Source organism: Pseudomonas sihuiensis, assembly GCF_900106015.1.
Taxonomy (GTDB): Bacteria; Pseudomonadota; Gammaproteobacteria; order Pseudomonadales; family Pseudomonadaceae; genus Aquipseudomonas; species Aquipseudomonas sihuiensis.
Genome location: NZ_LT629797.1, coordinates 3,867,621 through 3,882,827, shown reverse-complemented (window position 1 = coordinate 3,882,827; position 15,207 = coordinate 3,867,621). Strand labels below are relative to the sequence as shown.

General features: G+C 60.4%; 12 protein-coding genes and 2 rRNA genes. 7 read left to right on the top strand and 7 right to left on the bottom strand.

The genetic code is table 11. The features are described 5' to 3' along the window. The first annotated feature begins 18 nt into the window (after positions 1-18). From BLT86_RS18295 to BLT86_RS18285, 3 genes are all read left to right on the top strand, one after another. Positions 19-2,911, top strand: a 23S ribosomal RNA gene (locus BLT86_RS18295). A 138-nt stretch (positions 2,912-3,049) separates the two neighbouring features. Further along, positions 3,050-3,165: ribosomal RNA gene (gene rrf, locus BLT86_RS18290) — 5S ribosomal RNA — on the top strand. A gap of 340 nt (positions 3,166-3,505) precedes the next feature. Next, a complete protein-coding gene (locus tag BLT86_RS18285; protein WP_092378759.1) occupies positions 3,506-3,847 on the top strand; it encodes a PilZ domain-containing protein in 342 nt (113 codons plus the stop codon). A 110-nt stretch (positions 3,848-3,957) separates the two neighbouring features. Here BLT86_RS18285 and flhA read toward each other — a convergent pair whose 3' ends face one another. The 7 genes from flhA to BLT86_RS18250 are packed head-to-tail and all read right to left on the bottom strand — an operon-like array spanning position 3,958 to position 10,226. Then, positions 3,958-6,054 carry a flagellar biosynthesis protein FlhA gene (flhA, locus tag BLT86_RS18280; RefSeq protein WP_092378756.1) on the bottom strand — a complete coding sequence of 699 codons (2,097 nt, stop codon included), beginning with the start codon at positions 6,052-6,054 and terminating at the stop codon, positions 3,958-3,960. Positions 6,055-6,057: 3 nt separating this feature from the next. Further along, on the bottom strand, positions 6,058-7,191 hold the full coding sequence (gene flhB / locus BLT86_RS18275) for a flagellar biosynthesis protein FlhB (RefSeq protein WP_092378751.1): 1,134 nt from the start codon (positions 7,189-7,191) through the stop codon (positions 6,058-6,060). Continuing rightward, complete coding sequence (gene fliR / locus BLT86_RS18270; RefSeq protein ID WP_092378748.1) at positions 7,184-7,978, bottom strand: flagellar biosynthetic protein FliR; 795 nt, start codon at positions 7,976-7,978, stop codon at positions 7,184-7,186. Before fliR ends, flhB begins: the two co-directional genes overlap by 8 nt. Positions 7,979-7,981: 3 nt before the next feature. After that, on the bottom strand, positions 7,982-8,254 hold the full coding sequence (locus tag BLT86_RS18265) for a flagellar biosynthetic protein FliQ (RefSeq protein ID WP_012020176.1): 273 nt from the start codon (positions 8,252-8,254) through the stop codon (positions 7,982-7,984). A gap of 12 nt (positions 8,255-8,266) precedes the next feature. Then, positions 8,267-9,019 (bottom strand): flagellar type III secretion system pore protein FliP, encoded by a 753-nt coding sequence (fliP, locus tag BLT86_RS18260; RefSeq protein WP_092378746.1) that lies wholly within the window; start codon positions 9,017-9,019, stop codon positions 8,267-8,269. Beyond that, a complete protein-coding gene (fliN, locus tag BLT86_RS18255) occupies positions 9,019-9,390 on the bottom strand; it encodes a flagellar motor switch protein FliN (protein WP_092378743.1) in 372 nt (123 codons plus the stop codon). The genes fliP and fliN overlap by 1 nt, the downstream gene beginning before the upstream one ends. Beyond that, the gene (locus tag BLT86_RS18250) at positions 9,387-10,226 is read right to left on the bottom strand and encodes a FliM/FliN family flagellar motor switch protein (protein WP_021490733.1); all 840 of its coding nucleotides are present in this window, start codon (positions 10,224-10,226) and stop codon (positions 9,387-9,389) included. The genes fliN and BLT86_RS18250 overlap by 4 nt, the downstream gene beginning before the upstream one ends. Before the next feature lie 478 nt (positions 10,227-10,704). Between BLT86_RS18250 and BLT86_RS18240 the strand changes: the two genes are divergently transcribed. The 4 genes from BLT86_RS18240 to BLT86_RS18225 are packed head-to-tail and all read left to right on the top strand — an operon-like array spanning position 10,705 to position 15,206. Continuing rightward, positions 10,705-12,114: a sigma-54 interaction domain-containing protein gene (locus BLT86_RS18240; RefSeq protein ID WP_092378737.1), complete on the top strand. Its 1,410-nt coding sequence runs from the start codon at positions 10,705-10,707 to the stop codon at positions 12,112-12,114. 12 nt (positions 12,115-12,126) lie between these two features. Next, positions 12,127-12,462, top strand: coding sequence for a flagellar hook-basal body complex protein FliE (locus tag BLT86_RS18235; protein WP_017676091.1), 336 nt, complete (start codon positions 12,127-12,129; stop codon positions 12,460-12,462). 19 nt (positions 12,463-12,481) lie between these two features. Continuing rightward, positions 12,482-14,167, top strand: coding sequence for a flagellar basal-body MS-ring/collar protein FliF (gene fliF / locus BLT86_RS18230; RefSeq protein ID WP_092378734.1), 1,686 nt, complete (start codon positions 12,482-12,484; stop codon positions 14,165-14,167). Further along, entirely contained in the window at positions 14,142-15,206 is a 1,065-nt protein-coding gene (locus tag BLT86_RS18225; protein ID WP_021490730.1) for a FliG C-terminal domain-containing protein, read from the top strand. The genes fliF and BLT86_RS18225 overlap by 26 nt, the downstream gene beginning before the upstream one ends. Position 15,207 lies beyond the last annotated feature (1 nt).

Here is a 15,207-nt window from a genome sequence, read left to right as displayed (position 1 = left end):
GATTGCTTGGGGTTATATGGTCAAGTGAAGAAGCGCATACGGTGGATGCCTTGGCAGTCAGAGGCGATGAAAGACGTGGTAGCCTGCGAAAAGCTTTGGGGAGTCGGCAAACAGACTGTGATCCAGAGATCTCTGAATGGGGGAACCCACCTAGGATAACCTAGGTATCTTGTACTGAATCCATAGGTGCAAGAGGCGAACCAGGGGAACTGAAACATCTAAGTACCCTGAGGAAAAGAAATCAACCGAGATTCCCTAAGTAGTGGCGAGCGAACGGGGACTAGCCCTTAAGTTGGTTTGAGTGTAGTGGAAGGCTCTGGAAAGTGCCGCCGTAGTGGGTGATAGCCCCGTACACGAAACGCTCTTATCAATGAAATCGAGTAGGACGGGGCACGAGAAACCTTGTCTGAACATGGGGGGACCATCCTCCAAGGCTAAATACTACTGACTGACCGATAGTGAACCAGTACCGTGAGGGAAAGGCGAAAAGAACCCCGGAGAGGGGAGTGAAATAGAACCTGAAACCGTATGCGTACAAGCAGTGGGAGCCCACGTTGTTGGGTGACTGCGTACCTTTTGTATAATGGGTCAGCGACTTATATTCAGTGGCGAGCTTAACCGAATAGGGGAGGCGTAGCGAAAGCGAGTCTTAATAGGGCGCTTTAGTCGCTGGGTATAGACCCGAAACCGGGCGATCTATCCATGGGCAGGTTGAAGGTTAGGTAACACTGACTGGAGGACCGAACCGACTACCGTTGAAAAGTTAGCGGATGACCTGTGGATCGGAGTGAAAGGCTAATCAAGCTCGGAGATAGCTGGTTCTCCTCGAAAGCTATTTAGGTAGCGCCTCGTGTATCACTGCTGGGGGTAGAGCACTGTTTCGGCTAGGGGGTCATCCCGACTTACCAAACCGATGCAAACTCCGAATACCAGCAAGTGTCAGCACGGGAGACACACGGCGGGTGCTAACGTCCGTCGTGAAAAGGGAAACAACCCAGACCGTCAGCTAAGGTCCCAAAGTTATGGTTAAGTGGGAAACGATGTGGGAAGGCTTAGACAGCTAGGAGGTTGGCTTAGAAGCAGCCATCCTTTAAAGAAAGCGTAATAGCTCACTAGTCGAGTCGGCCTGCGCGGAAGATGTAACGGGGCTCAAACCATACACCGAAGCTACGGGTTCATCCTTTGGATGAGCGGTAGAGGAGCGTTCTGTAAGCCTGTGAAGGTGAGTTGAGAAGCTTGCTGGAGGTATCAGAAGTGCGAATGCTGACATGAGTAACGACAATGCGAGTGAAAAACTCGCACGCCGAAAGACCAAGGTTTCCTGCGCAACGTTAATCGACGCAGGGTTAGTCGGCCCCTAAGGCGAGGCAGAAATGCGTAGTCGATGGGAAACGGGTTAATATTCCCGTACTTCTAGTTACTGCGATGGAGGGACGGAGAAGGCTAGGCCAGCACGGCGTTGGTTGTCCGTGTTTAAGGTGGTAGGCTGATTTCTTAGGTAAATCCGGGAGATCAAGGCCGAGAGCTGATGACGAGCGTTCTTTTAGAATGCGAAGTGGTTGATGCCATGCTTCCAGGAAAAGCTTCTAAGCTTCAGGTAACTAGGAACCGTACCCCAAACCGACACAGGTGGTTAGGTAGAGAATACCAAGGCGCTTGAGAGAACTCGGGTGAAGGAACTAGGCAAAATGGCACCGTAACTTCGGGAGAAGGTGCGCCGGTGAGGGTGAAGTATTTACTACGTAAGCCCATGCCGGTCGAAGATACCAGGCCGCTGCGACTGTTTATTAAAAACACAGCACTCTGCAAACACGAAAGTGGACGTATAGGGTGTGACGCCTGCCCGGTGCCGGAAGGTTAATTGATGGGGTTAGCGCAAGCGAAGCTCTTGATCGAAGCCCCGGTAAACGGCGGCCGTAACTATAACGGTCCTAAGGTAGCGAAATTCCTTGTCGGGTAAGTTCCGACCTGCACGAATGGCGTAACGATGGCGGCGCTGTCTCCACCCGAGACTCAGTGAAATTGAAATCGCTGTGAAGATGCAGTGTATCCGCGGCTAGACGGAAAGACCCCGTGAACCTTTACTATAGCTTTGCACTGGACTTTGAGCTTGCTTGTGTAGGATAGGTGGGAGGCTTTGAAGTGGGGACGCCAGTTCTCATGGAGCCATCCTTGAAATACCACCCTGGCAACCTTGAGGTTCTAACTCTGGCCCGTCATCCGGGTCGAGGACAGTGTATGGTGGGTAGTTTGACTGGGGCGGTCTCCTCCCAAAGAGTAACGGAGGAGTACGAAGGTGCGCTCAGACCGGTCGGAAATCGGTCGTAGAGTATAAAGGCAAAAGCGCGCTTGACTGCGAGACAGACACGTCGAGCAGGTACGAAAGTAGGTCTTAGTGATCCGGTGGTTCTGTATGGAAGGGCCATCGCTCAACGGATAAAAGGTACTCCGGGGATAACAGGCTGATACCGCCCAAGAGTTCATATCGACGGCGGTGTTTGGCACCTCGATGTCGGCTCATCACATCCTGGGGCTGAAGCCGGTCCCAAGGGTATGGCTGTTCGCCATTTAAAGTGGTACGCGAGCTGGGTTTAGAACGTCGTGAGACAGTTCGGTCCCTATCTGCCGTGGACGTTTGAGATTTGAGAGGGGCTGACCTTAGTACGAGAGGACCGGGTTGGACGAACCTCTGGTGTTCCGGTTGTCACGCCAGTGGCATTGCCGGGTAGCTATGTTCGGAAAAGATAACCGCTGAAAGCATCTAAGCGGGAAACTTGCCTCAAGATGAGATCTCACTGGAGCCTTGAGCTCCCTGAAGGGCCGTCGAAGACTACGACGTTGATAGGTGGGGTGTGTAAGCGCTGTGAGGCGTTGAGCTAACCCATACTAATTGCCCGTGAGGCTTGACCATATAACACCCAAACAATCTGCCCTCAACGCAGAAGGTGTCGATGGTGAAGTCGACAGAAAGCCGAAAATTTGCGAGAGCTACAAGCCTCTATCACGTATCCAAGGGATAGCGCCTCACCGCGAGATCCCAACCGAATTGCTTGACGACCATAGAGCGTTGGAACCACCTGATCCCATCCCGAACTCAGAAGTGAAACGACGCATCGCCGATGGTAGTGTGGTGCTTCACCATGTGAGAGTAGGTCATCGTCAAGCTCCTATACGAAACCCCAGATCGCTTAGCGGTCTGGGGTTTCTTCTTTGCGCTCGGGAAAGTTTACGGGCAGGGCCGGCTGCGCTGCGTGCACTGCCAATGAGGCGATCACTGCGGCGCGTAGGACGCACCCCGCTATGGGGCTTCGCGAGCAGAGCTCGCTCCTACCGGCGATAGATCATTCCAGCGACTTAGGCGGATTTAACTATCTGCAAGCCATGGTCGTCTTGCTGTGATGAGTCACAGGCTATCAATTGGCGATTGCGTTTCGAATGATCATCCATTGATGACGCCTGATTCTCGCGATCCCATCAGACGTGGCGAGCACTAAGGCATTCTCCTATGCGTCAATCGAGCCGAATCACCTTTCGTTCCACCTTTCGCATCAAGATCAGTGATCGAGAAAGCGACACCCTGATCGGTTATGCCGGCGACGTTTCCGAGTGCGGAATGAAACTGCTGACCGATACCCCGGTAGAGCCAGGAACCGAACTGAAGCTGCGTGTGCGTATGCGTGACCGCCACGGAGAGATGCGCCAGGTAGACGTAGACATGGCTTGTCAGTGGTCGCAGGAAAATATCCGCACCGGCTTTTTCGAGGCAGGGCTCGCTTTGCAGGGGGACTCGGCCGAGTACGTGCGGCTGATCGAGGGCATGCGCAAGGTGCGCAAGGAGAAGGCTTAGGTAGGCAGGGCAGTGACGCAGCGTAAGGGCGATCTACTGCTGGAGTGATTATTCCTGACTGCTAGCGCGGCATGGTGGATGCGAGAACGCATCCACCTTCGCAATCTCGATCAGCCCAGAGTGCCGAGGATATTGACGCCCACCCGGTCCGGGATCTCGTTCTGCGACAGCACGTGCAGGCCGGGGCTGAACACCCGGGCGTAGCGCGCTAGCAGCGGGCGTAGCTGCGGCATCACGGTAAGGATCGGTGGGTGGCCGTCCTTGCGCAGTTTTTCCTTCACCACCGGCATGGTGTTCTGCAACTGGTTGAGCAGGCTCGGCTCCACCGGGATGTTGTCCAGGCTCACCGGGCCGGCCTGTTGGGCGATGGCCAGGGCATTGAGCAGGGTGTTTTCCAGCGCATTCTCGAGGATGAACACCGACAGCTCCTGCCGCTCGCCTGCGATCATGCCGACGATGCTGCGGCGCAGCGCGTAGCGCACGTCGGACGCCAGCAGCACCGGATCCTTGGTCGACTCGCTGGCTTCCAGCAGGGTGGTGGCGATGGTGACGATATCCTTGAGTGGCACCTGCTCCTGCAGCAGCTGGCGGTAGACGCGGTGCTGCTGGGTGTAGCTGAGCTGGCTCTTCAGACTCTCGGCCAGCTTTGGTGCCTGCACCTGAAGACGCTGCATCAGATGGTCGACGTCGTCGTGCTTGAACACGTCCGGCAAGTGCTCGCGGATCACCTTGTTCAGGTGGGTGGCGATGACGCTGGCACAGTCGATCACTTGGTAGCCGAGATTCAGCGCACGCGCCTTGTCCTCCGGCTGAATCCACACCACCTGCATGCGATAGGCCGGGTCGATGCCGAGAATGCCGTCGATCTCGCCATAGAGCTCCGGTGAGGGGATGGCCATCATGCGGTCGGCATGCAGTTCGGCGCCGTCGATCTTCTCGCCATTGATCTGGATGCTGTATTGCGAGGCCTTCAGACGCAGGCTGTCGCGGATGTGCACCTCCGGCAGGAGGAAACCCAGGTTTTCCGAAAGCGTCTGGCGTACACCGCGAACGCGCTGGGTCAGCGGTGCTCCGGCGGCCTCGTTGACCAGTCCTACCAGCTTGTAGCCCAGCGACACCGACAGGCGCTCCACCAGCGGGATGTCTTCCCACACCAAGTTCTGCGCGCGCTCCTGTTCCATCGCCTTGCCCAGGGCTTCGACCTGCTCCAGGCTCGCTGCTTCTTTCGGCGGGCCGTTGCGCGCCACCATCCAGGCCACGAAGGCCACCAATGCGGCGAAGCTGATAAAGGCCAGATGCGGCATGCCCGGCACCAGGGCCAGGGTGAAGAGAATGCCGGCCACGGTATAGAGCAGCGCCGGCTGGGCCAGCAGCTGGCGGTGCACCTGATCGGTGATGTCCGAGGATTCGTTGATCCGCGTGACGATAATCGCCGCCGCGGTGGACAGCAGCAGCGCCGGGATCTGCGCCACCAGGCCGTCACCGATGGTGAGCAGGGCGTATTGCTGGAAAGCCTGGCCGGCACTCAGGTCGTAGACGAACAAACCGATGGCGAAGCCGCCGAACAGGTTGATCAAGAGAATCAGAATGCCGGCGATGGCGTCGCCGCGGACGAACTTCGAGGCGCCGTCCATGGCCCCGTAGAAGTCGGCTTCCTTGGCCACTTCGGCGCGGCGACGCTTGGCTTCGTGCTGCTCGATCAGGCCGGCGTTGAGGTCGGCGTCGATGGCCATCTGCTTGCCCGGCAGGGCATCGAGGGTGAAGCGCGCGGTGACCTCGGAGATACGCTCGCCGCCCTTGGTGATGACGATGAAGTTGATGATCATCAGGATCACGAACACCACCAGGCCGACGATGAAGTTGCCGCCGATCACCACCTCGCCGAACGACTCGATCACCTTGCCCGCCGCACCGGTACCCGTGTGACCCTCGAGCAGGACCACGCGGGTGGAGGCGACGTTCAGGCACAGACGCAGCAGGGTGGTGATCAGGATCACCGTGGGGAACAGGGAGAAGTCCAGCGGGCTCTTCGACGACACGCTGACCAGCAGCACCAGGATGGCCATGGCGATGTTGAAGGTGAACAGGGCATCGAGCAGCACCGGCGGCAGCGGCAGGATGACCATGGCCAGGATCGACAGGATCAGCACCGGAATACCGATGCGGCCGCTGCGGAAGGTGGGCGCGAGTTGCTGCAGTAGGTTCATGAATCAGCCCCTGTTGGCCAAGCTGTCGGGAATCGGGAGGTTGCTCGCCAGTTGCGGCTTGCTTCTGCGGCCCTGGCGCCAGGCCTTGAGCTGCAGGATGTAGGTCAGCACATGGGCGACCGCGGTATACAGCGGCGCCGGGATCTGCTGATTGATCTGGGTGGTGAAGTAGATGGCGCGCGCCAGCGGCGGAATCTCCAGCACTTCGAGTTCGTGCTTTTTGGCCATCTGACGCATGTACAGCGCGGTCTCGTCGACGCCCTTGGCCAGCACGAAGGGAGCGGCGGCCTTCTTGCTGTCGTACTTCAGCGCCACCGCGTAGTGCGTCGGGTTGACGATGACTACGTCGGCATTTTTGATCACCTTGCTGATCTGTCGTTGCAGCATCTGCCGCTGCAGCTGCTTGATGCGCGCCTTGACCTCTGGGCGGCCTTCCTGGTTCTTGTGCTCTTCCTTGCGCTCCTGCTTGGTCATGCGCAGTTTCTTGAGGAAGAAGTAGCGCTGCAGCGGGATGTCGATGAAGGAAAACAGCACGAACACCAGCATCAGGCAGAGGATCAGGTTGAAGGTCAGGTCAAAGGCCGACGAGATCGCCTCCAGCACGCTGCTGCGCTGCAGGGCGATCAATTCCGGCAGCGCCGCGCGCACCAGCACATAGCCAATGCCGAGCAGCACCAGCACCTTGAGCACCGACTTGAGCAGCTCGCTCCAGTTCTGCGCGGAGAAGATCCGCCCCAGGCCGGCGATGGGGTTGAGCTTGCTCAGCTTCGGCGCGAAGTTCTTCGCCGAGAACACCCAGCCACCCGGTACCAGCGACAACGCCACCACCAGCACGGAGGTGAGCAGCATCGGTGCCAGCAGCTTGATGAACACCAGCATGTTGTAGCCGAGCAGGGTGTCGAGGTCGTCCAGGCCGATCTCGCTGTGGCCGAACTGGATATAGGACAGGCGGAAGCTGTCGCTCAGTCCCTCGAGGAACAGTCCGGCGCTGAACTTGAGAATGAACAGCGTGGCGATCAGCGAGATGGTGGTCGACAAATCCTTGGAGCGCGCGACCTGACCGTCGTCCTTGCTCTTCTTCAGTTTGTGCGCGGAGGCTTCTTCCGTTTTTTCCTGGCCGCTGTTCTGCTCAGACATCGCCGCCCTCGCGCAGGATCACGCCCATGCCGTTGAGCAGCTCGCGGGTCAGGTGCAGGTAGCTGTCGGGCAGGTTGGGCAGGGTCAGGTAGATGCACAGCAGGCCCATCAGAATGCTGATGGGAAAGCCCAGGGAGAACAGGTTCATCGCCGGTGAAATGCGGTTGAGCAGACCGAAGCAGAACTGCATCAGGGTCAGGCAGAACACGATCGGCAGGGTCACCAGCACGGCGGCGGCCAATACCCAGGCGAAGGCCTGAACGAAGCTCTGCGCGCCCAGGTAATGCAGACCGCTGCCCACCGGCCAGAACAGGAAGCTCTGGTACAGCACGCTGACCGTGACCAAGTGGCCGTCGATGGCGAAGAACAGCAGTACCAGCAGGATGAAGTAAAGCTGATAGACGATCGATGACGACGACACGCCGTTCACCGGATCGTTGTAGCGCGCCATGCTCATGCCCATCTGCGTCGATACCACCTCGCCGACCAGCATGAAGATGGTGAACACCAGTTGCAGGGTCAGGCCCAGCAGCACGCCGAAGGCGATCTGTTCCAGTGCGGTCATCAGGCCTTGCAGCGACAGCGGGTCGATCGGCGGCATGTCCGGCAATGCCGCGCCCAATGCCACCGTCAGCGCCAGGGCGAGCAGGATGCGCACACGCACCGATACCGCCTTGTGGTTGAACAAGGGGGCCATGCTGAGCAGCGCCAGGATGCGGCAGAACGGCCACCAGTAGGCCTGCAGGCTGGTCAGATACTGGCTGGCATGCAGCACGGGTTCGGACATGCTTCAGCCCACCAGATGCCCGGCCTGCTTGAAGGTTTCGATGAACAGATCCCCCAGGGTGCGCAGAATCCAGTGGCCGGCGAACACCAGCATCGCCAGGGTGATCAGCAGGCGTGGGAGGAAGCTGAGCATCTGCTCGTTGATCTGCGTAGCCGCCTGGAAAATGCTCACCAGCAGGCCGCCGAGCAGGCTCGGCACCACCAGTACGCAGACGATCAGACCGGTGATGTAGACGGCATGAGCCACCAGCTGGGCGGCGTGTTCGGGCGTGAGCATCGCAAGGCCTCGCTAATAGGGCTGGATACTGGTGGTAAGGGTGCCGACCAGCAGCGTCCAGCCGTCGACCAGCACGAAGACCAGCAGCTTGAACGGCAGCGAGATCATCATCGGCGAGAGCATCATCATGCCCATCGCCATCAGTACGCTGGCCACCACCAGGTCGATCACCAGAAAGGGCACGAAGATCATGAAGCCGAGCTGGAAGGCGGTTTTCAGCTCGCTCAGTACGAAGGCCGGCAGCAGCAGGGAAAAGTCCAGCTGGGCCAGGTCCTCAGGCAGCTCTTCGCCGGCCAGGGCGACCAGGGTTTCCAGCGAGTTCTTGCTGGTCTGCGCCAACATGAACTGGCTGATGATGCGCTTGCCTTCGCCCATCCCCTGCTCGAGGCTGATCTGGTCGGCCTCGAAGGGCACATAGGCCTCGGTGTACATCTCATGCCACACCGGGCGCATCACCAGCAGGGTGAGGCACAGGGCGATCCCGATCAGCACCGGGTTGGGCGGGCTTTGCTGCAGGCCGATGGCCTGACGCAGGATGGCCAGGACGATGATGAAGCGGGTGAAGCAGGTCATCATCATCAGCATGGCCGGGAGAAAGCCCAGCAGCGTCATGATCAGCAGGATCTGCAGCTTGACGCTGAGGGTCTGGCCGTCTTCGGTATCGTTGAAGTTGAACAGGGTGATATCGCCGCCGGCCGCCTGGGCCAGCAGCGGGCAGCACAGGGCCGCCAGCAGCAGGCCGAGCTGCAGCAGCCGGCGCAGCATCACACACCCAGCCCGCTGAGGCCGCTACCGGACAGCTCGACGATGCGCAGGCCGTAGTTGCCGTTCATCACCACCACTTCGGCCTTGGCGAACAGCGCGCCGTTGACCTTCACGTCCAGCGGCTCGCCGGCCAGCTTGTCGAGGGCGATCACGCTGCCTGCATCGACATCCATCAGCTCCTTGAGCGTGATCTCGGTAGAGGCCACTTCCAGGGTGACATTGACCGGGATCTTGCCGAAGAAGCTCAGGTCCTGCTGCGGCAGGCCGACCGGAGCCTGCTCTGGCATGGCGTCGCTGACGGACTCGTCGAGGACAAGGCCGGCGTCGTTGATCAGGCTGTCGAAATCGTTATCGGAAATGGGGCTGCTCATGGGGTCTTCACGCTCTCAAGAGAAGTCAGGAACAAGGAGCCGTCGTCTTCGAAGATGGCGCCGCGAAACAGCTTCTGCTGGTTGATCTGTACATCGCAGCGCTCCAGCAGGCGCATCGGCAGGATGTCGCCGGGGCGCAGGGCAAGCACTTGCGACAGGGGCATCTGCAGGCTGGCCACCACGCAGTCCAGGCGCACCGGCAACTGGCGAATCTGATTGAGCGAGTTGCCGCCCTGGGCCATGGGGGCCGGTGTTGTCAGGCGGCTGGTCAGCTCATCGACCAGCTGTGTATCCAGATAAATGAAAATCGATGCCTGGCTGCCGGTGATATGGCTGGTGAAGTGAAACTCTGCCACGTACTCCCAGGCTGCTTCTTCATAGGTGTTGTCGTAAGGCTCGAGCTTGCCGAAGGTCTGGCCGGCGAGAATCGAGCGGGCGAACAACTGGGTCACGTCCAGACCCAGACGCGTACGCATGCGCTGCTCCGAGGTACTCACTGGCGGCGCTTCATGGTTGGGCAGGCAAGTGCCGCCGTAGTAACACTCCAGTGCTTCGGTCAGCAGGGCGCGGTCCATGGCGAAACCGACCTTGCCCAGCGTCGAGCGATAGAGGCACTCGGCATCTTTATTCACGTGCTCGTGAACATCGACTCGCAGCAGTTCAAGATTGATCCGATAGTTACGCAGAAAGTAGTCACTGATAATTCGCGGGTACTTACTGGAGAGCTCGCGAATATAGTGGGGAATCTTGTGGTAATGCCGGCCAAGTTTCTGCGGTTTCAACCGGGTCAGACTGTCGGCGGGCACGCCATGAAGGACTTTTTTAATCCCGGTCATGTTGTGGGCTGTATTCCTGGTTGTAACTGCGTGTGCACCATCGAGTGCATTCGATGGGCGTGCAGGGGACGTTTTGATATGCCGGCGGGCGTTGGCAGCAGTGCCTTGGCCATGGCGTCGAATTCATCCGGGAAAAGCGCGCAGGCCCGTGATGACGAGGAGGAGTCTAGGCTGAGGGAGGGCGAGAAATTAAATCAATAGATATCAAATGCTGTCTTTGATAGCGGCTTGCCAGCATTGATAGGAAATAACAACAAGTAATTCGGCGAATTTCTGTGCGCTTGTTAACGTTCGCGCCGTGATCCGTTGCGCGTATATAAGGCACGCCGCCAAGTGCTGCCGAAGTTGACCAATACAAGCGACGGAAAGTTTCGAAAGATTAAGGGGCCACGTGAAAAAATCTGTCATCTGCTTGGCAGTTTTGTACACAGGGTCGAATGCCGCCGCCGGGCTCATGAAAGACATCGGGTGATTTACCTTGAAGCATTCAACTCAAACGGTAAGTTACGCCTGCGACGAGTTGTTCAATGAACAGCTGGGGCAGCAACACATAGTGGTGATCGGTCAGGCCGATGCGGCCAGCGAGCGCCTGTTGACCGGTGGTCTGCTGCGCCAGGGTTTTCAGGTACGCCGCTTCGCCAGCTGTCTCGAACTGGACCCGCGGGCACTGGAAAGTGCCAGCCTGGTGCTGGTGTTTGTCAGCAGCCTGGCGGGCAACACTCTCTATGCACAGGTAGGCGCCATCCTGCGCCAGGTCGGTCGTGTCGGTGTAGTGCCGGTCGTGGAATATGCCGACCAGGAAAAAGCTGCAGCATTGCTCGAGCTCGGCTGCGTCGACTACCTCCTGGCACCCTTCAGCGAAGCCCAGCTCAGTGCGCTGCTGCGCCGTCAGGAGTCGGCCAGCGCTGGCGAAGAAGGATTCGTTTCCTGCTCGCAGGCTGGTCGCCGTTTGCTGGCCATGGCCCAGCGCGTGGCCATGACCCGTGCGCCCATTCTGATCACCGGTGAGACCGGCACCGGCAAGGAGCTGATGGCCCGCTACATCCACCGCTTTTCCGCGCAGGATGATGCGCCCTTCATCGCCGTGAACTGTGCGGCGATCCCCGAGCAGATGCTCGAATCCATTCTCTTCGGCCATGAGAAGGGCGCCTTCACCGGCGCATTTAGCGCTCAGCCAGGCAAGTTCGAACTGGCCAATGGCGGCACGCTGCTGCTCGACGAGATCGGTGAACTGCCGCTGGGCCTGCAGGCCAAGCTGTTGCGCGTGTTGCAGGAGCAGCGCGTCGAGCGTCTGGGCGGGCGCCGGGAAATTGCTCTGGACGTGCGCATCATCGCCGCGACCAACCGCGATCTGCAGCAGGAAGTGTCCGAGGGCCGTTTCCGCGCCGACCTGATGTTCCGTCTCGATGTACTGCCGCTGCATATCAGCCCTCTGCGTGAGCGCAAGGAAGACGTGCTGGCCTTGGCGCGTCGCTTCATTCGCCAGTACGCGCCGCAGGACGCGCGCCACGAACTGCTCACCGAAGATGCCTGCCGCGCGCTGCTGGCGCATGACTGGCCGGGCAATGTGCGCGAGCTGGAGAACTGCCTGCAGCGCGCGCTGATTCTGCGCAATGGCCTGTATATCCAGGCTCAGGACCTGGGCCTGAGCGTACCTGTGAGCAGCGCGGCAGAACAGGCGCCACGCATGCAGCCACAGGTGCTCGAAGGCGGCAAGGCAGCCTTGCGCGCGAGCGGCAAGTGGGCCGAGTACCAACATGTGATCGACACCATCCGCCGTTTCGGCGGGCACAAGACCAAGGCCGCCGAAAGCCTTGGCATGACCCCGCGCGCACTGCGCTATCGCCTCAACGCCATGCGCGAACAGGGCGTTCAGATTCCCGTCTAGGAGAAGCAAAGGATGAATTCGATTAGCCAGGTGCAGCAGGACCTGCTGGGCCGTATGGAGCAGCTGAAGAACCTCAGCGAAGCGATGCCGATCAAGCCGGCGCAAGCCTTTGCCGTGCAGCCTGGCGAGCCTGGGTTTGCTGCGGCTTTCGACAATGCGGTGCGTGCGGTGGACGCGCAACAGCATCGTTCCGGCGAGCTGATGGCAGCCGTGGACAGCGGGCAGAGCGATGACCTGGTGGGAGCGATGATCGAGAGCCAGAAGGCCAGTGTTTCGTTCAGCGCGCTGATGCAGGTGCGCAACAAGCTATCCAGCGCTTTCGACGACATCATGAAGATGCCGCTGTAAGCGGATCGGGGACTGACGCGTGCTGCAGACCATAAGAAGCAAGCTGCCTGAACACGGGCTTAAACTCGATCCACGCATGACCTTGATCGGCCTCGCGCTGATCGCCGCCTTGCTGGCGGTTGGTGTGGTGTTCTACCTCTGGCGCGACCAGGGCTCGTTCCGTCCACTGTATGGCAGTGGCGAGGCCTATCCGGCCGCCGAGGTGATGCAGGTGCTCGACGGTGACGCGATCAGCTACCGCCTGCATCCGCAGAGCGGTCAGGTGCTGGTGCGCGAGGATCAGCTTGGCCGCGCGCGTATGTTGCTGGCAGCCAAGGGCGTGCAGGTCAAGGTACCGGCCGGCTACGAGCTGTTCGACAAGGACGAGCCGTTGGGTACCAGCCAGTTTGTCCAGGACGTGCGCCTCAAGCGCAGCCTGGAGGGGGAGTTGGCGCGTACGGTGATGGCGCTCAAGGGCGTGGAGGGCGCGCGCGTGCACCTGGCGCTGCAGGAGAGCAGCTCCTTCGTGGTCGGCAAGCGCGAGCCGGGCAAGGCCTCGGTGATGCTACAACTGGCACCTGGCTACAAGCTGGCGCCGGAGCAGGTCAGCGCCATCGTCAATCTGGTGGCTGGCAGCGTGCCGCAGCTCGATGCCGGCAATGTGCAGGTCGTCGATCAGTACGGCGCACTGCTGTCGCGCGGTATCGACACGCTAGGCGGCCCGGTGCAGAACTGGCAGGTGGTCGACGACTACCAGAGCAAGGCCGTGGCCAATGCCGAGGCGGTGCTGGCGCCGGTACTCGGCGGCGGTAACTACCGTATCAGCGTGTCCGCCGATATCGACTTCAGTCAGAAGGAAGAGACCTTCCAGTCCTACGGCGAGACGCCGCGCCTGCGCAATGAAGTGCTGCGCGACGAGAGCGTGCTCGACCAGCTGGCCCTCGGCGTTCCCGGCTCGCTGGCCAACCGTCCGCCGCAACCCGCACCGGAGCCGCCTGCCGATCAGGCGCAGGCGGGTGCTCCGGCGGAGCCTGCCAACCAGGCGGCGACCTCGCTGCGCAAGGAGTCCAACCGCCAGCTGGATTACGACCAGAGCGTCACGCACGTCAAACATGCGCCTTTCAGCCTGCGTCAGCAGAGCATCGCCGTGGTGCTCAATGCCGCCGTGGCGCCGGAGGGTGGCTGGACGCCAGAGGCGCGCGAGGAGCTTGCGGCGATGGTCAAGAGCGCGGTGGGCTTCAATCAGGCGCGCGGCGACCTGCTGACGCTGAGCGTCTTCCCCTTCACCGATGCCGGTATCGGCGGTGCCGGCGACGAGCTGCTGCCCTGGTGGGAAAACGCCAAGGTGCACGACCTGGCCAAGCTCGGCGTGTTCGCCCTGATCAGCCTGCTGCTGTTGCTGATGGTGGTGCGCCCTGCAGTGCGCAGCCTGAGCCAGCGCAGCCAGCCTGGCGCGCCTGTGGCGGTCGAGGGCGACGACCAGCTGGCGCTGCACGCCGAGCGCGCAGCCGAACGCCTGTTGGCGCGCGTTGGCGACGATACGCCGAGCGCTACCGTGCTCGGCGAACTCAACCCTCTGTCGGAGATTCGCCTGCCGGCGCCCGGCTCGGGTCTGGAGCTACAGATCGAACACCTGCAGATGCTGGCCAAGAACGATCCCGAGCGTGTCTCGGAAGTCATCAAACAGTGGATAGGGCGTAATGAACGAGACCTCAACCCAGCCTGACGGCCGCGGTGGTTCCACCGCCAAGGAAATGCGCCTGCGCGTGCAGAAGCGCTCGCTGAGCACGTCCGAGCAGGCCGCCATTCTCATGCTGAGCATGGGTGACGAGATTTCTGCCGGGGTGCTCAAGCACTTCTCGCGTGAGGAGATCGTCAGCATCAGCCAGGCGATGGCGCGCCTGTCCAACGTCAAGCAACCGATGGTTTCCGACGTCATCGGTCGCTTCTTCGAGGACTACAAGGAGCAGAGCAGCATCAAGGGCGCCTCGCGTGGCTACCTCGACGGCATGCTCAGCAAGGCGCTGGGCAGCGAAATCACCCGCTCGCTGCTCGACAGCATCTACGGCGAGGAGATCCGCGCCAAGATGGCCAAGATGGAGTGGCTCGACCCCAAGCAGTTCGCCGCCCTGATCGCCAAGGAGCACGCGCAGATGCAGGCGGTGTTCCTCGCCTTCCTGCCGCCGGGCATGGCCAGCGAAGTGCTCGAATGCATGCCCAAGGAGCGCCAGGACGAGCTGCTCTATCGCATCGCCAACCTCAACGAGGTCAACAGCGATGTCATCGCCGAGCTGGAGCAGTTGATCGAGCGCAGCCTGGCGGTGCTCAGCACCCAGGGTTCGCAGGTGCGCGGGGTCAAGCAGGCGGCGGACATCATGAACCGCTTCAAGGGTGATCGCGGGCAGATGTTCGAGCTGCTGCGCGCCCATGACGATCAGCTGGTCGAGCGCATCGAGGATGAAATGTACGACTTCTTCATCCTCTCGCGGCAGAACCAGGACGTGCTGCAAGCGCTGCTCGAAGCCGTGCCGCTGGAAGAGTGGGTGGTCGCCCTGAAGGGTGCCGAGCCCGAGCTGGTAAGGGCCATCACCGGTGCCATGCCCAAGCGCCAGGCGCAGCAAATGGAGTCGATCAACCGCCGCCAGGGCCCGGTGCCGTTGAGCCGCGTCGAGCAGGTACGCAAGGACATCATGGCCGTGGTGCGCGAAATGTCGGCCAGTGGCGAGCTGCAGGTGCAGCTGTTCCGCGAACAGACGGTGGAATGAG

Coding starts and splice junctions, on each gene's coding strand:
- BLT86_RS18285 (WP_092378759.1), top strand. CDS start 3,506: ATGCGTCAATCGAGCCGAATCACCTTTCGTTCCACCTTTCGCATCAAG.
- flhA (WP_092378756.1), bottom strand. CDS start 6,054: ATGAACCTACTGCAGCAACTCGCGCCCACCTTCCGCAGCGGCCGCATC.
- flhB (WP_092378751.1), bottom strand. CDS start 7,191: ATGTCTGAGCAGAACAGCGGCCAGGAAAAAACGGAAGAAGCCTCCGCG.
- fliR (WP_092378748.1), bottom strand. CDS start 7,978: ATGTCCGAACCCGTGCTGCATGCCAGCCAGTATCTGACCAGCCTGCAG.
- BLT86_RS18265 (WP_012020176.1), bottom strand. CDS start 8,254: ATGCTCACGCCCGAACACGCCGCCCAGCTGGTGGCTCATGCCGTCTAC.
- fliP (WP_092378746.1), bottom strand. CDS start 9,019: ATGCTGCGCCGGCTGCTGCAGCTCGGCCTGCTGCTGGCGGCCCTGTGC.
- fliN (WP_092378743.1), bottom strand. CDS start 9,390: ATGAGCAGCCCCATTTCCGATAACGATTTCGACAGCCTGATCAACGAC.
- BLT86_RS18250 (WP_021490733.1), bottom strand. CDS start 10,226: ATGACCGGGATTAAAAAAGTCCTTCATGGCGTGCCCGCCGACAGTCTG.
- BLT86_RS18235 (WP_017676091.1), top strand. CDS start 12,127: ATGAATTCGATTAGCCAGGTGCAGCAGGACCTGCTGGGCCGTATGGAG.
- BLT86_RS18225 (WP_021490730.1), top strand. CDS start 14,142: ATGAACGAGACCTCAACCCAGCCTGACGGCCGCGGTGGTTCCACCGCC.